General features: G+C 73.6%; 15 protein-coding genes and 1 other RNA gene. 7 read left to right on the top strand and 9 right to left on the bottom strand.

Annotation, left to right across the window (positions count from 1 at the left end; all coding sequences use genetic code 11):
• Window positions 1-20: 20 nt before the first annotated feature.
• Window positions 21-1,331: a Bcr/CflA family multidrug efflux MFS transporter gene (locus ACF06X_RS03395; protein WP_392285472.1), complete on the bottom strand. Its 1,311-nt coding sequence runs from the start codon at window positions 1,329-1,331 to the stop codon at window positions 21-23.
• Between the two features lie 82 nt (window positions 1,332-1,413).
• Between ACF06X_RS03395 and ACF06X_RS03390 the strand changes: the two genes are divergently transcribed.
• Window positions 1,414-2,424 (top strand): Gfo/Idh/MocA family protein, encoded by a 1,011-nt coding sequence (locus ACF06X_RS03390; RefSeq protein ID WP_392285471.1) that lies wholly within the window; start codon window positions 1,414-1,416, stop codon window positions 2,422-2,424.
• Here the strand turns inward: ACF06X_RS03390 and ACF06X_RS03385 are convergent.
• Window positions 2,411-4,042 carry an alkaline phosphatase D family protein gene (locus tag ACF06X_RS03385; RefSeq protein WP_392285470.1) on the bottom strand — a complete coding sequence of 544 codons (1,632 nt, stop codon included), beginning with the start codon at window positions 4,040-4,042 and terminating at the stop codon, window positions 2,411-2,413. The genes ACF06X_RS03390 and ACF06X_RS03385 overlap by 14 nt on opposite strands.
• Window positions 4,043-4,177: 135 nt before the next feature.
• On the opposite strand from ACF06X_RS03385, the gene ACF06X_RS03380 reads away from it, so the two are divergent.
• Window positions 4,178-4,921, top strand: a complete 744-nt coding sequence (locus tag ACF06X_RS03380) for an SDR family oxidoreductase (protein ID WP_392285469.1) — start codon at window positions 4,178-4,180, stop codon at window positions 4,919-4,921.
• A 46-nt stretch (window positions 4,922-4,967) separates the two neighbouring features.
• Here the strand turns inward: ACF06X_RS03380 and ACF06X_RS03375 are convergent, their stop codons facing one another.
• The gene (locus ACF06X_RS03375; protein ID WP_392285468.1) at window positions 4,968-5,291 is read right to left on the bottom strand and encodes a nuclear transport factor 2 family protein; all 324 of its coding nucleotides are present in this window, start codon (window positions 5,289-5,291) and stop codon (window positions 4,968-4,970) included.
• Window positions 5,292-5,415: 124 nt separating this feature from the next.
• On the opposite strand from ACF06X_RS03375, the gene ACF06X_RS03370 reads away from it, so the two are divergent.
• Window positions 5,416-5,730: a MazG-like family protein gene (locus ACF06X_RS03370; protein WP_392285467.1), complete on the top strand. Its 315-nt coding sequence runs from the start codon at window positions 5,416-5,418 to the stop codon at window positions 5,728-5,730.
• A gap of 63 nt (window positions 5,731-5,793) precedes the next feature.
• Here ACF06X_RS03370 and rnpB read toward each other — a convergent pair.
• Window positions 5,794-6,199, bottom strand: an RNA gene (rnpB, locus tag ACF06X_RS03365) — RNase P RNA component class A.
• 77 nt (window positions 6,200-6,276) lie between these two features.
• Between rnpB and ACF06X_RS03360 the strand changes: the two genes are divergently transcribed.
• A complete protein-coding gene (locus ACF06X_RS03360; protein ID WP_392285466.1) occupies window positions 6,277-7,041 on the top strand; it encodes a MerR family transcriptional regulator in 765 nt (254 codons plus the stop codon).
• Window positions 7,038-7,922: a hypothetical protein gene (locus ACF06X_RS03355; protein ID WP_392285465.1), complete on the top strand. Its 885-nt coding sequence runs from the start codon at window positions 7,038-7,040 to the stop codon at window positions 7,920-7,922. The genes ACF06X_RS03360 and ACF06X_RS03355 overlap by 4 nt, the downstream gene beginning before the upstream one ends.
• Here the strand turns inward: ACF06X_RS03355 and ACF06X_RS03350 are convergent.
• Window positions 7,867-9,309 (bottom strand): RNB domain-containing ribonuclease, encoded by a 1,443-nt coding sequence (locus ACF06X_RS03350; protein WP_392285464.1) that lies wholly within the window; start codon window positions 9,307-9,309, stop codon window positions 7,867-7,869. The genes ACF06X_RS03355 and ACF06X_RS03350 overlap by 56 nt on opposite strands.
• Window positions 9,310-9,404: 95 nt before the next feature.
• On the opposite strand from ACF06X_RS03350, the gene yaaA reads away from it, so the two are divergent.
• On the top strand, window positions 9,405-10,169 hold the full coding sequence (gene yaaA / locus ACF06X_RS03345; protein WP_392285463.1) for a peroxide stress protein YaaA: 765 nt from the start codon (window positions 9,405-9,407) through the stop codon (window positions 10,167-10,169).
• 73 nt (window positions 10,170-10,242) lie between these two features.
• On the top strand, window positions 10,243-10,887 hold the full coding sequence (eda, locus tag ACF06X_RS03340) for a bifunctional 4-hydroxy-2-oxoglutarate aldolase/2-dehydro-3-deoxy-phosphogluconate aldolase (protein WP_392285462.1): 645 nt from the start codon (window positions 10,243-10,245) through the stop codon (window positions 10,885-10,887).
• A gap of 10 nt (window positions 10,888-10,897) precedes the next feature.
• On the opposite strand, the gene ACF06X_RS03335 is transcribed toward eda, so the two are convergent.
• The 4 genes from ACF06X_RS03335 to ACF06X_RS03320 form a co-directional block, all read right to left on the bottom strand.
• Window positions 10,898-11,731 (bottom strand): GNAT family N-acetyltransferase, encoded by an 834-nt coding sequence (locus ACF06X_RS03335; protein WP_392285461.1) that lies wholly within the window; start codon window positions 11,729-11,731, stop codon window positions 10,898-10,900.
• A gap of 81 nt (window positions 11,732-11,812) precedes the next feature.
• Window positions 11,813-13,528, bottom strand: coding sequence for a bifunctional RNase H/acid phosphatase (locus ACF06X_RS03330; protein ID WP_392285460.1), 1,716 nt, complete (start codon window positions 13,526-13,528; stop codon window positions 11,813-11,815).
• On the bottom strand, window positions 13,528-14,271 hold the full coding sequence (locus ACF06X_RS03325) for a zinc ribbon domain-containing protein (RefSeq protein ID WP_392285957.1): 744 nt from the start codon (window positions 14,269-14,271) through the stop codon (window positions 13,528-13,530). The genes ACF06X_RS03330 and ACF06X_RS03325 overlap by 1 nt, the downstream gene beginning before the upstream one ends.
• The gene (locus tag ACF06X_RS03320; RefSeq protein ID WP_392285459.1) at window positions 14,268-15,086 is read right to left on the bottom strand and encodes a Nif3-like dinuclear metal center hexameric protein; all 819 of its coding nucleotides are present in this window, start codon (window positions 15,084-15,086) and stop codon (window positions 14,268-14,270) included. The genes ACF06X_RS03325 and ACF06X_RS03320 overlap by 4 nt, the downstream gene beginning before the upstream one ends.
• Window positions 15,087-15,100 lie beyond the last annotated feature (14 nt).

The raw sequence follows: 15,100 nt of genomic DNA, 5'->3' as shown, positions 1-15,100 counted from the left end.
CCCCGGAGGCGCACGGCCGCTCAGGCCGACTGCGGCTCCGGCGTGCGCCACGGCCGGCACATCGCGAGGAAGCACGTGAGCGCCCCGACCGCGCAGATCAGCTGCACCAGGGCCATCGGCACCGCCGTCGCCTCCCCCGCGATCCCGACGAGCGGCGAGGCCACCGCCCCGATCAGGAAGGACGAGGTGCCGAGCAGCGCGGAGCCGGAGCCGGCCGCGTGCGGGGTCCGCATCAGGGCCTGAGCGTTGGTGTTCGGCAGCGCCAGACCCATCGCGGACATCAGTACGAACAGACCCGCGGCGACCGGGACGAGCCCCGGCTCCCCGAACACCCCGCTCGTCATCAGCAGCAGCGCCACCGAGGCGAGCAGGATGACGGCCAGCCCCCAGCCAAGCGCCTTGTCGAGGCTGACCCGACCGACGAGCAGCTTGCCGTTGATCTGGCCGACGGCGACGAGACCGATCGAGTTGAGGCCGAAGAGCAGGCTGAAGGTCTGCGGCGAGGCGCCGTAGATCTCCTGGACGACGAAGGGCGAGGCGGAGATGTACGCGAAGAGCGCGGCGAAGGCGAGTCCGCCGGTCAGCATGTAGCCGGTGAAGACGCGGTCGACGAGCAGCCCGCGCATGGTGCGCAGCGCCTCGCCGACGCCGCCCGCGTGCCGCCGCTCGGGCGGCAGCGTCTCGCGCAGGAACCGCCACACCACCACGGTCAGCAGGACGCCGATGACCGCGAGGACGTGGAAGACGCCGCGCCAGTCGGTGATCCGGAGGATCTGCCCGCCGATGAGCGGGGCGATGATCGGGGCGACGCCGGAGATCAGCATCAGGGTGGAGAAGAAGCGGGCCATCTCGTCGCCGTCGTACAGGTCGCGGACCATGGCGCGGGCGATGACGATGCCCGCCGCGCCCGCGAGGCCCTGCAGCAGCCGGAAGGCGATGAGCAGCTCGACGGAGGGGGCGAGCGCGCAGACCGCGGTGGCGGCCACGTACACGATCATGCCGACGAGCAGCGGGCGGCGCCGGCCCCACCGGTCGCTCATGGGGCCGACGACGAGCTGGCCGAGGGCCATGCCGGCGAGGCAGGCGGTGAGCGTGAGCTGGACGGTCGCGGCGGGCGCGCGCAGCGACTCGGTGACCTCCGGCAGGGCGGGCAGGTACATGTCCATGGAGAGCGGCGGAAGGGCCGTCAGACCGCCGAGGACGAGAGTGACGAGCAGCCCGACGCGGCGCGCGGCGGCGACGCCGTCGGGGGTGCTGATACTTCTTCCGGTGGTGCTGGTGGTGGTGCCGGGTATGTGTCCTTGCTTCGTGGTCCGGCCGCTCTCCGGCATCAACACAGCTCCATTTCGTTGAATCCTTCCCTATGCTCTCAGCTCGTCGAGAGTGGTCGAGACCTTTTTTGGGGTGGGGCACATGACAGGGACCGTGCGGTGGGGCGTGCTGGCGACGGGCGGGATAGCGGAGCGGTTCACCACCGATCTGCGGTCGGTGGAGGGCGCGGAGGTCGTGGCGGTGGCGTCCCGTACGGAGGCGTCGGCGCGGGCCTTCGCGGACCGGCTGGACATCCCGCGGGCGTACGGGTCGTGGGCCGCGCTCGCCGCCGACCCGGAGGTCGACGTGGTGTACGTCGCCACCCCGCACCACGCGCACCGGGCGGCCGCCGGGCTCGCCCTGGAGGCGGGAAAGGCGGTCCTGTGCGAGAAGGCCTTCACACTGAACGCGCGGGAGGCGGAGGAGTTGGCCGCGCTCGCCCGGGAGCGCGGTCTCTTCCTGATGGAGGCCATGTGGATGTACTGCAACCCGCTGATCCGGCGGCTGGCCGCACTGGTGGCGGACGGCGCGATCGGCGAGATCCGGACCGTGCAGGCGGACTTCGGGCTCGCGGGACCGTTCGCGGCGGACCACCGGCTGCGCGACCCGGCGGTGGGCGGCGGAGCGCTGCTGGACCTCGGGGTCTATCCGGTCTCCTTCGCGCACCTGCTGCTCGGCGAGCCCGACTCCGTACAGGCGCACGCGCTGCTGTCGGCGGAGGGCACGGACCTGAACACGGGCATGCTGCTGGGGTGGGCATCCGGGGCCTCGGCGCTGCTGTCCTGCTCGATCGTGGCGGACACCCCGCTGACCGCGTCGGTGACGGGGACGAAGGGCCGGATCGAGCTGCCGCGGGGTTTCTTCTTCCCGGAGCGGTTCACGCTGGTGCGTGAGGGCCGGGAGCCGGAGGAGTTCGTGAACGAGGACGATCCGCACTCCCTGCACCACGAGGCGGCCGAGGTGACGCGCTGTCTGCGGGCCGGGGCCACGGAGTCGTCGCTCGTCCCGCTGGACGGGACGCTCGCGGTGATGCGGACGCTCGACGCGGTACGGGACCGCATCGGCGTCCGCTACCCCCAGGAGGACCTGGTCGACCGGCTCACGCCGGCGTGAGTCCGGGGGCGCCCGCCTCCGTGACGTAGGACGCGGCGGTGGTGACGGGGGCGCCCGGGGTCGTCACCGCCGAGACCGTACGGAAGTCGGCGCGGGCGCTGTCCTCGCCGAGCGCGACCGTCACATAGCCGCGCCGCCCGTCGTAGAACTTCAGGTGCGGGTTGGCGGCCATGAGGCTGTCGTAGTTGCCGGGCCGCTCGGCGCCGTCCTCGCCGCTGGCGATCGAGGTGGCGGCGATCTCGGTGCCGACGGTCCGCGAGGCCGGGTCGCGGAAGTCGGCCTTGATGTCGAGTCCGTAGCTGACGTGCACGTCGCCGGTGAGCACCATCAGGTTCTCGATCCCGGCCGCGGCGGCCCCGTCCAGGACCCGCCGCCGGGAGGCCGTGTAGCCGTCCCAGGCGTCCATGGAGACGGTGTAGGAGGCGGTCGGGTTGCTGCGGCGCTCGGAGAAGAGGACCTGCTGGGGAACGACGTTCCACAGCGCGTCCGACTGCTGCCAGCCGTCGAGCAGCCACCGCTCCTGCGTCGCGCCGGTGATGGTGCGGCTCGGGTCCTCGGACTCGGGGCCGGGGACCCGCCAGCCGTCGCCGTAGGCCTGGTCGGAGCGGTACTGGCGGGTGTCGAGGATGTCGAACTGGGCGAGCCGGCCGAAGTGGAGGCGACGGTAGAGCCTCATGTCGGGGCCCACGGGATGCTGGGGTGTCCGCAGGGGCTGGTTCTCCCAGTAGGCGCGGTAGGCGGCGGCCCGGCGGAGCAAAAACTCCTCCGGCGGCACGTTGTTCTCGGGCGTCGCGCCCGCGTAGTTGTTCTCGGTCTCGTGGTCGTCCCAGGTGACGACGAAGGGGTGCGCGGCGTGCGCGGCCATCAGGTCGGGGTCGGACTTGTAGAGGGCGTACCGCAACCGGTAGTCCTCCAGGGTGACGGTCTCCCGGTTGAAGACGGCGGGCAGCAGGCGGTCGGTGTAGGCGCGGGCGCCGCCGGCGGCGTCCACGGCGTACTCGTAGAGATAGTCGCCGAGGTGGAAGACGACGTCGACGTCCTCCTCGGCGAGGTGGCTGTAGGCGGTGAAGTAGCCGTCGTGGTAGGCCTGGCAGGCGACGGCGGCGAACGTGAGTGCGGAGTTCTGGGCGTCGGCGGCGGGCGCGGTGCGGGTGCGGCCGACGGGGCTGATCCAGTCGCCGGCGCGGAAGCGGTAGAAGTACACGCGGTCCGGGTCGAGGAGGGTGATCTCGACGTGCACGCTGTGGTTGTACTCGGGGTGCGCGGTGGCCTGGCCCTTTCGGACGTTCTGGGTGAAGCGGTCGTCGTGGGCGAGCTCCCAGTCGACGGTGACCTTCTCGCGGGGCAGTCCGCCGCCGACCTCGAAGGGGCGGGGTGCGAGCCGGGTCCAGAGGAGGACGGAGCCGGGCAGCGGGTCACCGGATGCCACCCCCAGGGTGAACGGGTCCTCGGTGATCCGGCGGCCGTGGAGCTCGGCGGCGCTCGCCGCACCGGCGGCCGGCAGGTTGACGGCGAAGGCGAGGGCGGCGGCCGCCCCGGTGGCGCTGAGGAACCGGCGGCGGCCGAAGTGGCGTGCGGCGGCGCGGAGTTCGGCGGAGTGGATCTGTGCGGTCGTCATGTGCCCCTCGCCTGATGGATGTTCTCCGTCAAGTATTGGAGCGGAGCGGGACGACCCGGCGTTGTCGGGTACGGAACGTCCGCGTGTCGGACGGATGAGTTCCCTGTGCACCGATCTCCCGTACGCTGCGCGCCCATGAGCATCGCTGTAGTGACTGGAGCAGGTTCGGGCATCGGCCGGAGCGTGGCGCTGGCTCTCGCGGAGGCGGGCTGGTCGGTGGCGCTGGCGGGCCGCAGGCGGGAGGCGCTGGAGGAGACGGCCGCGAACGTCCCGCCGGAGCAGGCGCTGTGCGTCCCCACGGACGTGACGTCACCGGAGGCGGTGGCGGCGCTCTTCGACGCGGTACGGGAGCGGTTCGGCCGGGTCGACCTGCTCTTCAACAACGCGGGGACGTTCGCGGGCGGCGGTGTGCCGGTCGAGGACCTGGATCACGCGACCTGGCGCTCGGTCGTCGACGTGAACCTCACGGGCTCGTTCCTGTGCGCCCAGGCCGCCTTCCGGGCGATGAAGGAGCAGTCCCCGCAGGGCGGCCGGATCATCAACAACGGCTCCATCTCGGCCCATGTGCCGCGCCCGCACTCGATCGCGTACACGGCGACGAAGCACGCGATGACGGGCCTGACGAAGTCGCTGTCCCTGGACGGGCGGCCGTACCGGATCGCCTGCGGACAGCTGGACATCGGGAACGCGGCGACGGAGATGACGTCCCGGATGCAGACGGGGATCCTGCAGGCCAACGGCGAACTGGCGGTGGAGCCGGTGATGGACGCGGCGCACGTGGCGGCGACGGTGGTCCACATGGCGAGCCTGCCGCTGGAGGCGAACGTCCAGTTCGCGACGGTGATGGCGACGACGATGCCGTACATCGGCCGGGGCTAGGACACGGCCCGAGTAGGGGCGGCCGGGGTCCACCCCGGCCGCCGGGTCAGGCCTGGCCGGTCTCGAAGCGGACGACTTTCCCGCCCTCGACGACGAAGCGCCAGCGGGTGCGCATCTCGCCCCAGGTGTCGTTGCGGAACCGGGCGACGAGGACGTGCCCGTCGTCCTTGACGGACTCGATCTCCATGTGGCCGCGCGAGGAGAAGATCTCCTTCTCGGTCCACTCGTCGATGTCACGGTCGGAACCGTCGTCGGACATGGTGGCGCCGGGCGCCAGTGCGGCCCGGAAGGCCTCCTCGTCGTTGGCGTTGACCGCGGCGACGAAGGCGCGCACGGCGGGATCGGTGAGCTTCTCCACGGGAATGGTCATGCCCTACCCGTACACCCGCCGACGCCCGGCCCCCCGCACCCGGGCCGGAAGGGTGCCGCCCGCCGGTGCACGCACTCGGCCACCTGGTCGAGCACCGCGGCTGCCTACGGCAGCCTTGGGGCTTATGACGGACACCTGGGACACCATCGACCGACTGACCTCCTGGATCGCCGCCCACCACACCCTGCCGCACCAACAGGACGTCCTCTTGCGGATCCTGAAGCTCTCGGAGGAGGTCGGCGAGGTGGCCGAGGCCGTCATCGGGGCGACGGGTCAGAATCCGCGGAAGGGGACGAGTCATACCTGGCAGGACGTCGAGTCCGAGCTGTGCGATGTGATCATCACGGCGATGGTCGCGCTGCGGACCCTGACGCCGGAGGCGGCGGAGGTCTTCGCGGGGCACCTGCGCCGGGTGGCCGACCGGTCGCTGGAGGGCTGAGGAGCCAAGGGGCCGAAGAAGGAAGGGCCCCTGAGTCAGGGCCCTTCCCCGCTGGTCGGCCGACAGACGAGCTGGGCTGTACGCCGGGTTCTGTACCCCGGGACCTCGCGGTCGTCGGGGTGACGGCCATCCATCTAGGACCGGCGTTGCCACCGGTCTCGTGCGGTCTACCCGCGAACTCGGGCGGGCAGCCCTCAAGCGTTCGCGCAGAGCCGCCTGTCTCCAAGCGGCCCCTCTTGACCTTGCTCCGGGTGGGGTTTACCTAGCCGCCTGAGTCACCTCAGGCGCTGGTGGTCTCTTACACCACCGTTTCACCCTTACCGAGGACCGAGGTCCCCGGCGGTCTGTTTTCTGTGGCACTGTCCCGCGGGTCACCCCGGGTGGCCGTTAGCCACCACCCTGCCCTGTGGAGCCCGGACGTTCCTCGGGAGGATCCGATGGATCCCCACGCGGCCGCCCGCCCGGCTCGTCTGCCGTGCCGACCATGCTACCCGCCGCGTCCGCTCCGCTTGACCCTGTCGCGACGTCAGGGTTTGTACTGGGCTCATGCGAATCGGCGAGATCGCCGCGCTCGTCGGGGTCACCCCACGGGCCGTGCGGCACTACCACCATCTCGGGCTGCTGCCCGAGCCCGTACGGCGGGCCAACGGCTACCGCGAGTACGGCATCAAGGACGCCGTCCTGCTCGCCCGGATCCGGCGCCTGACCGAGCTGGGGCTCGGACTCGACGAGGTACGGGACGTCCTCGCCGACGACGCCGGGCGGGATCTGGTGGAGGTGCTGGAGGAGCTGGACGCCGACCTCGGGCGCCAGGAGGCGTTGGTACGGGAGCGGCGCGCGCGCCTCGCGGAACTGCTCGGCGAGGCGCGGGCCGGGCGGCTGACCGCCGAGGGCCCCGTGTCGGCGGAGCTGACCGAGCTGCTGGCGGAGATGGGCGAGGTCCCGGCCTCCCCCATGGCCGCCCAGGACCGGGAGCTGCTCGTCCTGCTCGACACCGTGGCACCGGCGGAGGAGCGGCAGCGGTTGATGGGCGCGATGCGGGAGATGACCGCGACGCCCGCCGCGCGGGACCGGGCGCACGAGGTGTACGCACGGCTCGACGCCCTCGCCGACGCGGACCCGGACGACGCGCGGGTGGCGGAGGCCGGGGCAGCGCTCGCCGCCCTGCTGCCGGACGCGGTGGTGGCGGGGCTCGACGGGCCCGGCCTACCGGAGGGGCGTCTCACCGACACCTTCTTCGGCGACTTCTCCCCGGCCCAGACGGCCGCGGTCCACCACGCCCTGCGCCTGGTCCAGGAGCGAGCCCGATGACCCCCGCCGACGCACGCCCTGCCGGAACGGCCACCACCCGCCCCGTCGCCACCCGGCTGCTCCGTGCCGTCGCGTACGCCGTGCTCCCCGCCGAACTCGTCGTCGCCATCACCCTCCTCGCCGGGGTACGGATACCGCCGGCCGCCCTCCTCCTCGCCGAGGGCGCCGTGCTGCTGCTCATGGCCGGCGAGGCGGCGGCGTACCTCCGGCTCCGGCGGCGCGGTCTGAGCCGGCGGGAGGCCTTCGGCGAGCTGGTCCCCGAGCCCGTGCTGCGCCTGATCGGGCATGAGCTGCGGCTGATGGCGAGCCTCGGCCTGTGGGTCGCCCGGCGGCGGCACGGGATCCGCCCCGGCGACCGGGCGTTCCCCCACGCCCGCGACCAGGCCGCCCTCTTCTACGGCTTCGCGTTCGTCTGCCTCGTCGAGACCGTCGGCATTTCGTACCTGCTGGCCGGCCTACCGGTCGTCCACGCGATCGTCCTGGTCCTCGACGTGTACACGGTGCTGTTCGTGCTCGGGCTGCACGCCGCCTCCGTCACCCGGCCGCACGTCCTGGCGCCCGGGGCCCTCCGGCTGCGCCAGGCCGCGCACGTCGACCTCCACATCCCGCTGGAGAAGATCGCCGCCGTCCGGCACGAACCGCGCTTCACCCACGAGAAGACGGAGGGGGAGCTGAACCTGGCCGTCGGCTCGCAGACCTCCTTCACCATCGAGCTGACCGAGCCGCTCGACGCGCCCCGGCTCCTCGGCGCGCCCCGCCCCGTCCGTACCGTGCGCGCCCACGCGGACGACTCGCGCGCGCTGCTGCGCGAGCTGCGGGCGGCGCTCACGCGGGTGCGAACAGCGCCTTCGCCCTCCCCGGGTCCGCCTGCGTCAGCCTGACGCGCAGCCACTCGCCGAGCGGCAGCCGGACGTCCCCGCCCTCGATCCGGGCGACGACCGCGGGCTCGTCCAGGTGCACGGTTCCGACGGCCGGTTCGCGCTCCTTCACGTCGATCACGTACGCGTCGAAGGTCTCGCCGATCCGTCCCCTCAGGAGGGCCGCCTCGACGATGTCGACGGACTCGCGCTCGATGTTGTTCGCGCGCCGGGAGCCCTCGGCCATCTCCCGGGGGAGGCTGTCGAGCGCCTCCCGTACCCAGGCGGGCGGCTCCTCGCCCGCCACGGCGGCGACGCACAGCTCGCCGGCGTACCGGTCGACGAGCCGGCGCAGCGGTGCGGTGCAGTGGGTGTACTCGTCGGCGACGGCGGCGTGGACGGCGGGCGAGGGGACGCCGCCGTCGGTGAAGACGGTGTAGCCGGCGCCCCGGAGCAGGGTGGTGCACTCCTGCAGGAAGGCGGCGTGGCGCGGGTTGGTGGGGTCGACGGAGCGGACGACGTCGGCGTACGAGACGTGGTGCGGCCAGTCGACGCCGAGGGCGTGCGCGGAGCGGCGCAGCCGGGCGACGGCGCCGTCGGGGGCGGTAGGCAGGGTGCGGAGGATCCCGGTGCCGGCGGCCGTCATGAGGTCGGCGGCGGCCATTCCGGTCAGGAGCGAGATCTGGGCGTTCCAGCCGTCGGCGGGGAGCGGGGCGCGGTAGGCGAGCGAGTACGAGCCGTCGAGCTCGACGATCTCCTGCTCGGGGACGCTGAGGGAGATCCCGCCGCGCTCGGTCTCGAGGGCCTCGCGCAGCAGGCCGATGTCCTTGAGGAGGGCGAGGGGCTCGGGGGCGGTACCGGAGTCGATCTGCCGCTGCACGCCCGCGTAGTCGAGTTTGGCGCGGCTGCGGACGAGGGCGCGGCGCACGTCGGTGGCGACGCGCCGGCCATCGGCGTCGAGGTCGATCCGCCAGAGGAGGGCGGGCCGGGGTTCGCCGGGCAGGAGGCTGGCGGCGCCCTCGGAGAGGACAGGGGGGTGGAGGGGCACCTTGCCGTCGGGGAAGTAGAGGGTGAGGACCCGGCGGTGGGCCTCGGCGTCGACCGCGCCGCCGGGGCGCACAAAGGCGGCGACGTCGGCGATGGCGTAGTGGACGCGGTAGCCGCCGTCGGCGCGGCGGGCCAGGTGCATGGCCTGGTCGAGGTCGGTGGAGGTGGGCGGGTCGATGGTGAAGAAGGGGATGTCGGTGGCGTCGTGCGCGGGGAGGCGGGGCGCCTTGGCCGCCGCCTCGGCCTCGGCGAGCACGGCGGGCGGGAAGGTCTCGGGGATCTGGAGCTCGGTCCGGAGTGCGCGCAGGGCGGCCCGCAGCGGAGCCTCGGCTGCGCCGGTCACGCGAATGGGACGGCGGGGCATGGATCGAGCCTAGGGGTCAGAGCGGTGGGGGGCACCTCGTAGGGTGGGTTTTCCGGGGCCGCATCCCCGTCCCGTACGTCTGAAGGAGAACCACCGTGCTCGTGCTGTTGCCGCCGTCGGAGGGTAAGGCCGCGTCGGGGCCCGGGGCGCCGCTGAAGGCGGAGTCGCTGTCGCTGCCGGGTCTGGCCGAGGCGCGGGCGGCGGTCCTGGACGAGCTGGTCGAGCTGTGCGCCGCCGACGAGGAGAAGGCGCGCGAGGTGCTGGGCCTGAGCCAGGGGCTGCGTGGGGAGGTCGCCAAGAACAGGGAGCTGCGGACGGCGGGGGCCCGGCCGGCCGGGGAGATCTACACGGGGGTGCTGTACGACGCGCTGGGCCTGGCCACGCTGGACGCGGCGGCCCGGAAGCGGGCGCGGGCCTCGCTGCTGGTGTTCTCGGGGCTGTGGGGCGCGGTGCGGGTGGACGACCTGATCCCGTCGTACCGCTGCTCGATGGGGGTGAAGCTGCCGGGGCTCGGGGCGTTGGGCGCGCACTGGCGGGGCGCGATGGCGTCCGTCATGCCGGAGGTGGCGGGGGACGGACTCGTCCTGGACCTGCGGTCCTCGGCGTACGCGTCGGCGTGGAAGCCGAAGGGCGAGGTGGCGGCGCGGACGGCGACGGTACGGGTGCTCCACGCGCCGACCCGGAAGGTGGTCAGCCACTTCAACAAGGCGACGAAGGGGCGGATCGTGCGGAGCCTGCTGGAGGCGGGGGCGGCGCCGAAGGGCCGCGAGGAGCTCGTGGAGGCGCTGCGGGATCTGGGGTACGTGGTGGAGGAGGGGAAGGCGGGGGTGCTGGACGTGCTGGTGGACGAGATCCACTAGAGCCACTCCGGAGGGCGTTGCACGCCGTGCAACGCTCGTTGCGGGGAGCACACACCGCGGGCAGGATGACGCCATGCCCTCCGCGCCGCCCTCCGTCCTGGACCTCGCTCCCGTCGTCCCCGTCGTCGTCGTCGAGGACGCCGCCGACGCCGTCCCGCTCGCCCGGGCCCTGGTCGCGGGCGGCCTGCCCGCGATCGAGGTGACGCTGCGGACCCCGGCCGCGCTCGACGCGATCCGGGCGATCGCCGCCGAGGTCCCGGACGCCGTCGTCGGCGCGGGCACGGTGATCTCGGCGGCCGCTGTGAGCGCGGCGGTGGCGGCGGGGGCCGGGTTCCTGGTGAGCCCGGGGTGGACGGCGGGCCTCCTGGACGCCATGAAGGCCTCGGGAGTGCCGTTCCTGCCGGGGGTCTCGACCACCTCGGAGGTCGTCGCCCTGCTCGAACGCGGGGTGGCCGAGATGAAGTTCTTCCCCGCCGAGGCGGCCGGCGGCGTCCCGTACCTGAAGTCCCTCTCGGGGCCGCTCCCCCAGGCCCGGTTCTGCCCGACCGGCGGCATCTCCCTCGACTCCGCCCCCTCCTACCTGTCACTGCCTAATGTCGGCTGCGTCGGCGGTACGTGGATGCTCCCGGCCGACGCGCTCGCGGCGCGCGACTGGCCCCGGGTCGGGTCCCTCGCCCGCGAGGCGGCGGGGCTGCGCGCGGCTGCCCGCGTCAGGTGAAGGGCCCGCGTCAGGTGAAGGTCAGGCCGACGTGATCGGTCACCGGGCGGTATCCGAGCCGCTGGTAGAGGGCGTTGCTGGTGGAGTTGGCTAGGTCCGTGAAGAGCAGCACCTGCTGGGCGCCCGCATCCAGGGCCGCTCGGCTCACGGCGCTGGTGACGGCCCCGGCGTAGCCCCGGCCCCGCGCGTGCGCCGGTGTGTAGACGGGTGAGACGCGGGCCTGGCCCGCGACGATCCGCGAGACGCTCGCCATCGACACCGGCCCCTGGTCGGTCTCCCAGAAGTGGAGGCGGCGGTCGGCGACGCGGGCCTCGACGTTGGGCGTGTGGTCGACGGCGTCGTCCGTCTCGCCGATGTCGCGGGCGAAGCCCTCCATCCAGGCCACGGCCAAGGGGATGTCCTCGGCGGTCGTCGTCCGCATCCGGCCGTGCGGCGCGGGGTCCGGCGGGATGAGTGCGCCGAGCCGGTAGAGCCGCATCCGGCGCGCGGTCGTCCATCGCCGGCCTGTCCGCGCGGACAGCTCCCCGGCGAAGGCGGCGGCCGTCTCCTCCTCGCCGCGCACGCTGGTCACGTCCCGCGCGTCCGGCAGTACGTGGACGAGGGCGCGGGCGGCCTCCGGCGGCATCGGTCCGAGCGCCGGCTCATGGGGAAGGGTGAAGAGGAAGGCGCCGGTGACCGTCCCGTCCGCCTCGGTCCACCAGCCGTATCGCGCGGACGGGAGGGGCCGCCGGCGCGCGCCCTCGCTGAGGGTGAGGAGCACGGTGTTGCGCGCCGGGTCGGCGGCGAGGTGGTCGTCGGCGGCGGCGCGGAAGGCGGCGGCATCCTCGGTGATGTGCCAGGTCATGGCGACGATGGTGCTACGGGAGGAGGGGGCGGGGCCACGGAGTTCCGTACCCCCGCCCCCGCCCCGCGCCCCGCCTCCGGGTCACCTCAGGTGGGAGGTGTCGTTCAGGAGTCGTACGGAGGCGTTGCCGTCCGCGTAGTAGGCGACCGCCGACAGGGAGGCCGCTGAGAGCTCCATCCGGAACAACGACTCCGGCGGGGCGCCGAGCGCCAGCCGCACGAGGGTCTTGATCGGCGTCACGTGGGTGACGAGGAGGACGGTGCGGCCCGCCGAGACGGCCGTCAGCCGGTCCCGGGTCGCCGAGACGCGCCGCGAGACGGTCGCGAAGCTCTCGCCGCCGCCGGTCGGGGCGGCCTTGGGCGAGGCGAGCCAGGCGTCGAGGTCCTCCGGGTACCGCTCGCGTACCTCGGCGAAGGTCAGCCCCTCCCAGGCGCCGAAGTCGGTCTCGCGCAGCCCGTCCTCGATCCGCACGTCGAGGCCCAGGCGGGCGGCGACGGTCTCGGCGGTCTGCCTGCAGCGCTTGAGCGGTGAGCTGACGATCTCCTGGATCGTGCCGCGCGCGGCGAGCGCGGCGGCGACGGCGTCGGCCTGCCGCAGCCCGGCACCCGACAACTCGGGATCGCTCCCCCCACTCCCCGAGAACCGCTTCTCGGGCGTGAGCGCGGTCTCCCCGTGCCGCAACAGCACGAAGGTGGCGGGAGCCCCGAGATCGGGCGCCCCCCACCCGGGCGCACCGGCCCGCGCGGGGGCGGGGGTCGCCACGGCCGCGTCGGCGGTCGGCGCGGGCGCGGGCGCGGCTGCACCGGCTTCGGCTCCGCCAGGCGCGGGAGCCGCGACACCGCCTGCGGCCCGGCTCCGAGCAGGAGCGGTCGCCGCCACGTCGGCCGACGCGGGCGCGGCGACACCGGCAGTGGCCCGGCCCGGGTGGGCGAGGATGCCCGCCTCCGCCTCGAAGTCGCCGCTCGACGGGGCGGTTCCGGCTGCCCTCCGGCGTTCGGCCGTGCCGGCCGAGGCCAGGGAGGCGCGGGCCTGGGAGGCGAGTGTCTCGTCGGCGGCGAAGAGGCCGTCGTCGGGCTGCCCGGCCGCGCCCCCGGCCCCACGGCCGGTCGGCTCGACGGAACCGGCACCCGTACCGCCGACCGCGTGCGCACCCGTACCCGCACCCGTACCGCCAACCGCGCCCGCACCCGTACCGCCGGCCGCGCCCGCACCGGTCCCCGTACCCGCGAGGGCCGCCCGGGCCCTGGCCGCGCCCGCCGTCGCGTCGCCGGGGGGACCCGAGGGCGGCGGGGTCGCGGCGTTGCGGGCCGCGCGGGCGTCGGCGGCCGTGAGGGCCGCCGAGGACGTCGACGGCTCCCACCGCACGCCCCGCTTGCCCGCGTCCATCGCCTCGTTCGCGAGCCGGTCCGCGTGCTTGTTCTGATCGCGCGGGATCCACTCGTAACGGACCCGCCCCACAGGGAAGATCCGGGCCGCCTCCGCCGCGAGCGGCTTCATGTCCGGGTGCTTGATCTTCCAGCGGCCGGACATCTGCTCGACGACCAGCTTCGAGTCCATCCGGACATGCACCACGGCGTCCGGGAACAGCTCGCGCGCCGCCTTCAGACCGGCCACCAGGCCCTTGTACTCGGCGACGTTGTTCGTGGCGACGCCGATGTACTCGGCCGCCTCCGCGAGCGTCTCGCCCGTCACCGGGTCCAGGACCACCGCTCCGTAGCCCGCGGGGCCCGGGTTGCCCCGGGAGCCACCGTCCGCCTCGACGACGACTTCGGTCCTGGCCGTCCTCGTGGCGGTCATTACAGGCCGGACTCCGACGTGCGGATGAGGATCCGGCGGCAGTTCTCGCAGCGCAGCACCGTGTCCGGCGCGGCCGCGCGGACCTCGTTCACCTCGGTGATGTTGAGCTCGATGTGGCAGCCCTCGCACTTGCGCTGGTACAGCCGCGCCGCACCGACGCCGCCCTGCTGCTCGCGCAGCTTCTCGTAGAGCTTCAGCAGGTCCGCCGGGATGGAGCCGGCCACCAGCTCGCGCTCCTTGCCGACCGTGGCGGCCTCGCGGTCGAGCTCGGCCTCCGCGGCGTCGCGGCGCGCGGTCGCGTCGTCGGCCTTGGCCTGGATGGCGGAGGCGCGCTCGGTCATCTCGGCCACCCGCTCCTGCGCGGACTCACGGCGCTCCATGACCTCAAGGACGATGTCCTCCAGGTCACCCTGGCGCTTGGCCAGCGAGATGATCTCCCGCTGCAGGCTTTCCAGGTCCTTCGGGGAGGAGACGGCGCCGGAGTCGAGGCGCTGCTGGTCACGGACGGCGCGCTGGCGCACCTGGTCGACGTCCTGCTCCGCCTTGATCTGCTCGCGGGCGCAGTCGCTCTCCTCCGTCTGCGCGGCGACGAGCAGGTCGCGCAGCTGGGTGAGGTCCTTGTTCAGCGACTCGATCTCGGCGTGCTCGGGCAGGGACCGGCGCTTGTGGGCGAGCTGCTGGAGGCGTACGTCCAGTGCCTGGAGGTCGAGAAGTCGGATCTGGTCGGCGGGCGCGGCGTTCAGTTGGGGGCTCCAGGAGAGTGGTGGTGGGCGGACCAGGGGTCGGTGACCGTCTTCGAGACGTGGACACGGAGGCCCCAGCCATGGCGGTCGGAAATCTCGTCGAGCTGGGCGGCGGCCTGCTCGCACCAGGGCCATTCGGTGGCCCAGTGGGCGGCGTCGACCAGGCCGAGCGGTGAGTGCTGGGTGGCCTCCGACACCGGGTGGTGGCGCAGGTCTGCGGTGAGGAAGACGTCCACGCCCGCGGCCCGTACGGCGTCGAAGAGGCTGTCTCCGGAGCCGCCGCTGACCGCGACCCGGCGGACGGTCATCTCCGGGTCGCCGGCGATCCGGACGCCCTGCGCGGTGGCGGGCAGCCGCTTCGCGGCGCGGGCGGCGAACTCCCGAAGCGTCTCGGGCTGGTCGAGCTCGCAGATCCGGCCGAGGTTGTTCTCGGCGACCAGGGGGCCGGTGACCCGCAGGTCGAGAGCGCCGGCGAGGGCGTCGGAGACTCCGGGGTCGGCGGTGTCGGCATTGGTGTGGGCCACATGCAGCGCGATGTCGTGCTTGATCAGGGTGTGCACGACCCGGCCCTTGAAGTGGGAGGCGGCGACCGTCGTCGTACCCCGCAGATAGAGCGGGTGGTGGCTGACGACCAGGTCGGCGCCGAGGGCGATCGCCTCGTCGGCGATCTCCTGGACGGGGTCGACGGCGAACAGCACACGGCCGACCTCGGCGTCGGGGTCTCCGCAGACCGTGCCGACGGCGTCCCACTGCTCGGCCCGCTCGGGAGGCCAGAGGGCGTCGAGGGCGGCGATGACTTCAGACAGACGGGGCACGAAGGAAAGGCTAC

It is taken from the genome of Streptomyces sp. NPDC015346, assembly GCF_043078785.1.
In the GTDB taxonomy this organism is placed as follows: Bacteria; Actinomycetota; Actinomycetes; order Streptomycetales; family Streptomycetaceae; genus Streptomyces.
The sequence above is the reverse complement of the archived record's forward strand: the minus strand, read 5'-3'. Positions and strand labels throughout refer to the sequence as shown.

What these genes read in the sequence shown, in the direction of transcription:
- ACF06X_RS03375 (WP_392285468.1), bottom strand. Translation starts at nt 5,291, where the DNA reads ATGACCATTCCCGTGGAGAAGCTCACCGATCCCGCCGTGCGCGCCTTC.
- ACF06X_RS03350 (WP_392285464.1), bottom strand. Translation starts at nt 9,309, where the DNA reads ATGCCCCGCCGTCCCATTCGCGTGACCGGCGCAGCCGAGGCTCCGCTG.
- ACF06X_RS03330 (WP_392285460.1), bottom strand. Translation starts at nt 13,528, where the DNA reads ATGACCGCCACGAGGACGGCCAGGACCGAAGTCGTCGTCGAGGCGGAC.
- ACF06X_RS03380 (WP_392285469.1), top strand. Translation starts at nt 4,178, where the DNA reads ATGAGCATCGCTGTAGTGACTGGAGCAGGTTCGGGCATCGGCCGGAGC.
- ACF06X_RS03370 (WP_392285467.1), top strand. Translation starts at nt 5,416, where the DNA reads ATGACGGACACCTGGGACACCATCGACCGACTGACCTCCTGGATCGCC.
- ACF06X_RS03390 (WP_392285471.1), top strand. Translation starts at nt 1,414, where the DNA reads ATGACAGGGACCGTGCGGTGGGGCGTGCTGGCGACGGGCGGGATAGCG.
- ACF06X_RS03395 (WP_392285472.1), bottom strand. Translation starts at nt 1,331, where the DNA reads ATGCCGGAGAGCGGCCGGACCACGAAGCAAGGACACATACCCGGCACC.
- eda (WP_392285462.1), top strand. Translation starts at nt 10,243, where the DNA reads ATGCCCTCCGCGCCGCCCTCCGTCCTGGACCTCGCTCCCGTCGTCCCC.
- ACF06X_RS03385 (WP_392285470.1), bottom strand. Translation starts at nt 4,042, where the DNA reads ATGACGACCGCACAGATCCACTCCGCCGAACTCCGCGCCGCCGCACGC.
- ACF06X_RS03335 (WP_392285461.1), bottom strand. Translation starts at nt 11,731, where the DNA reads ATGACCTGGCACATCACCGAGGATGCCGCCGCCTTCCGCGCCGCCGCC.
- ACF06X_RS03360 (WP_392285466.1), top strand. Translation starts at nt 6,277, where the DNA reads ATGCGAATCGGCGAGATCGCCGCGCTCGTCGGGGTCACCCCACGGGCC.
- ACF06X_RS03355 (WP_392285465.1), top strand. Translation starts at nt 7,038, where the DNA reads ATGACCCCCGCCGACGCACGCCCTGCCGGAACGGCCACCACCCGCCCC.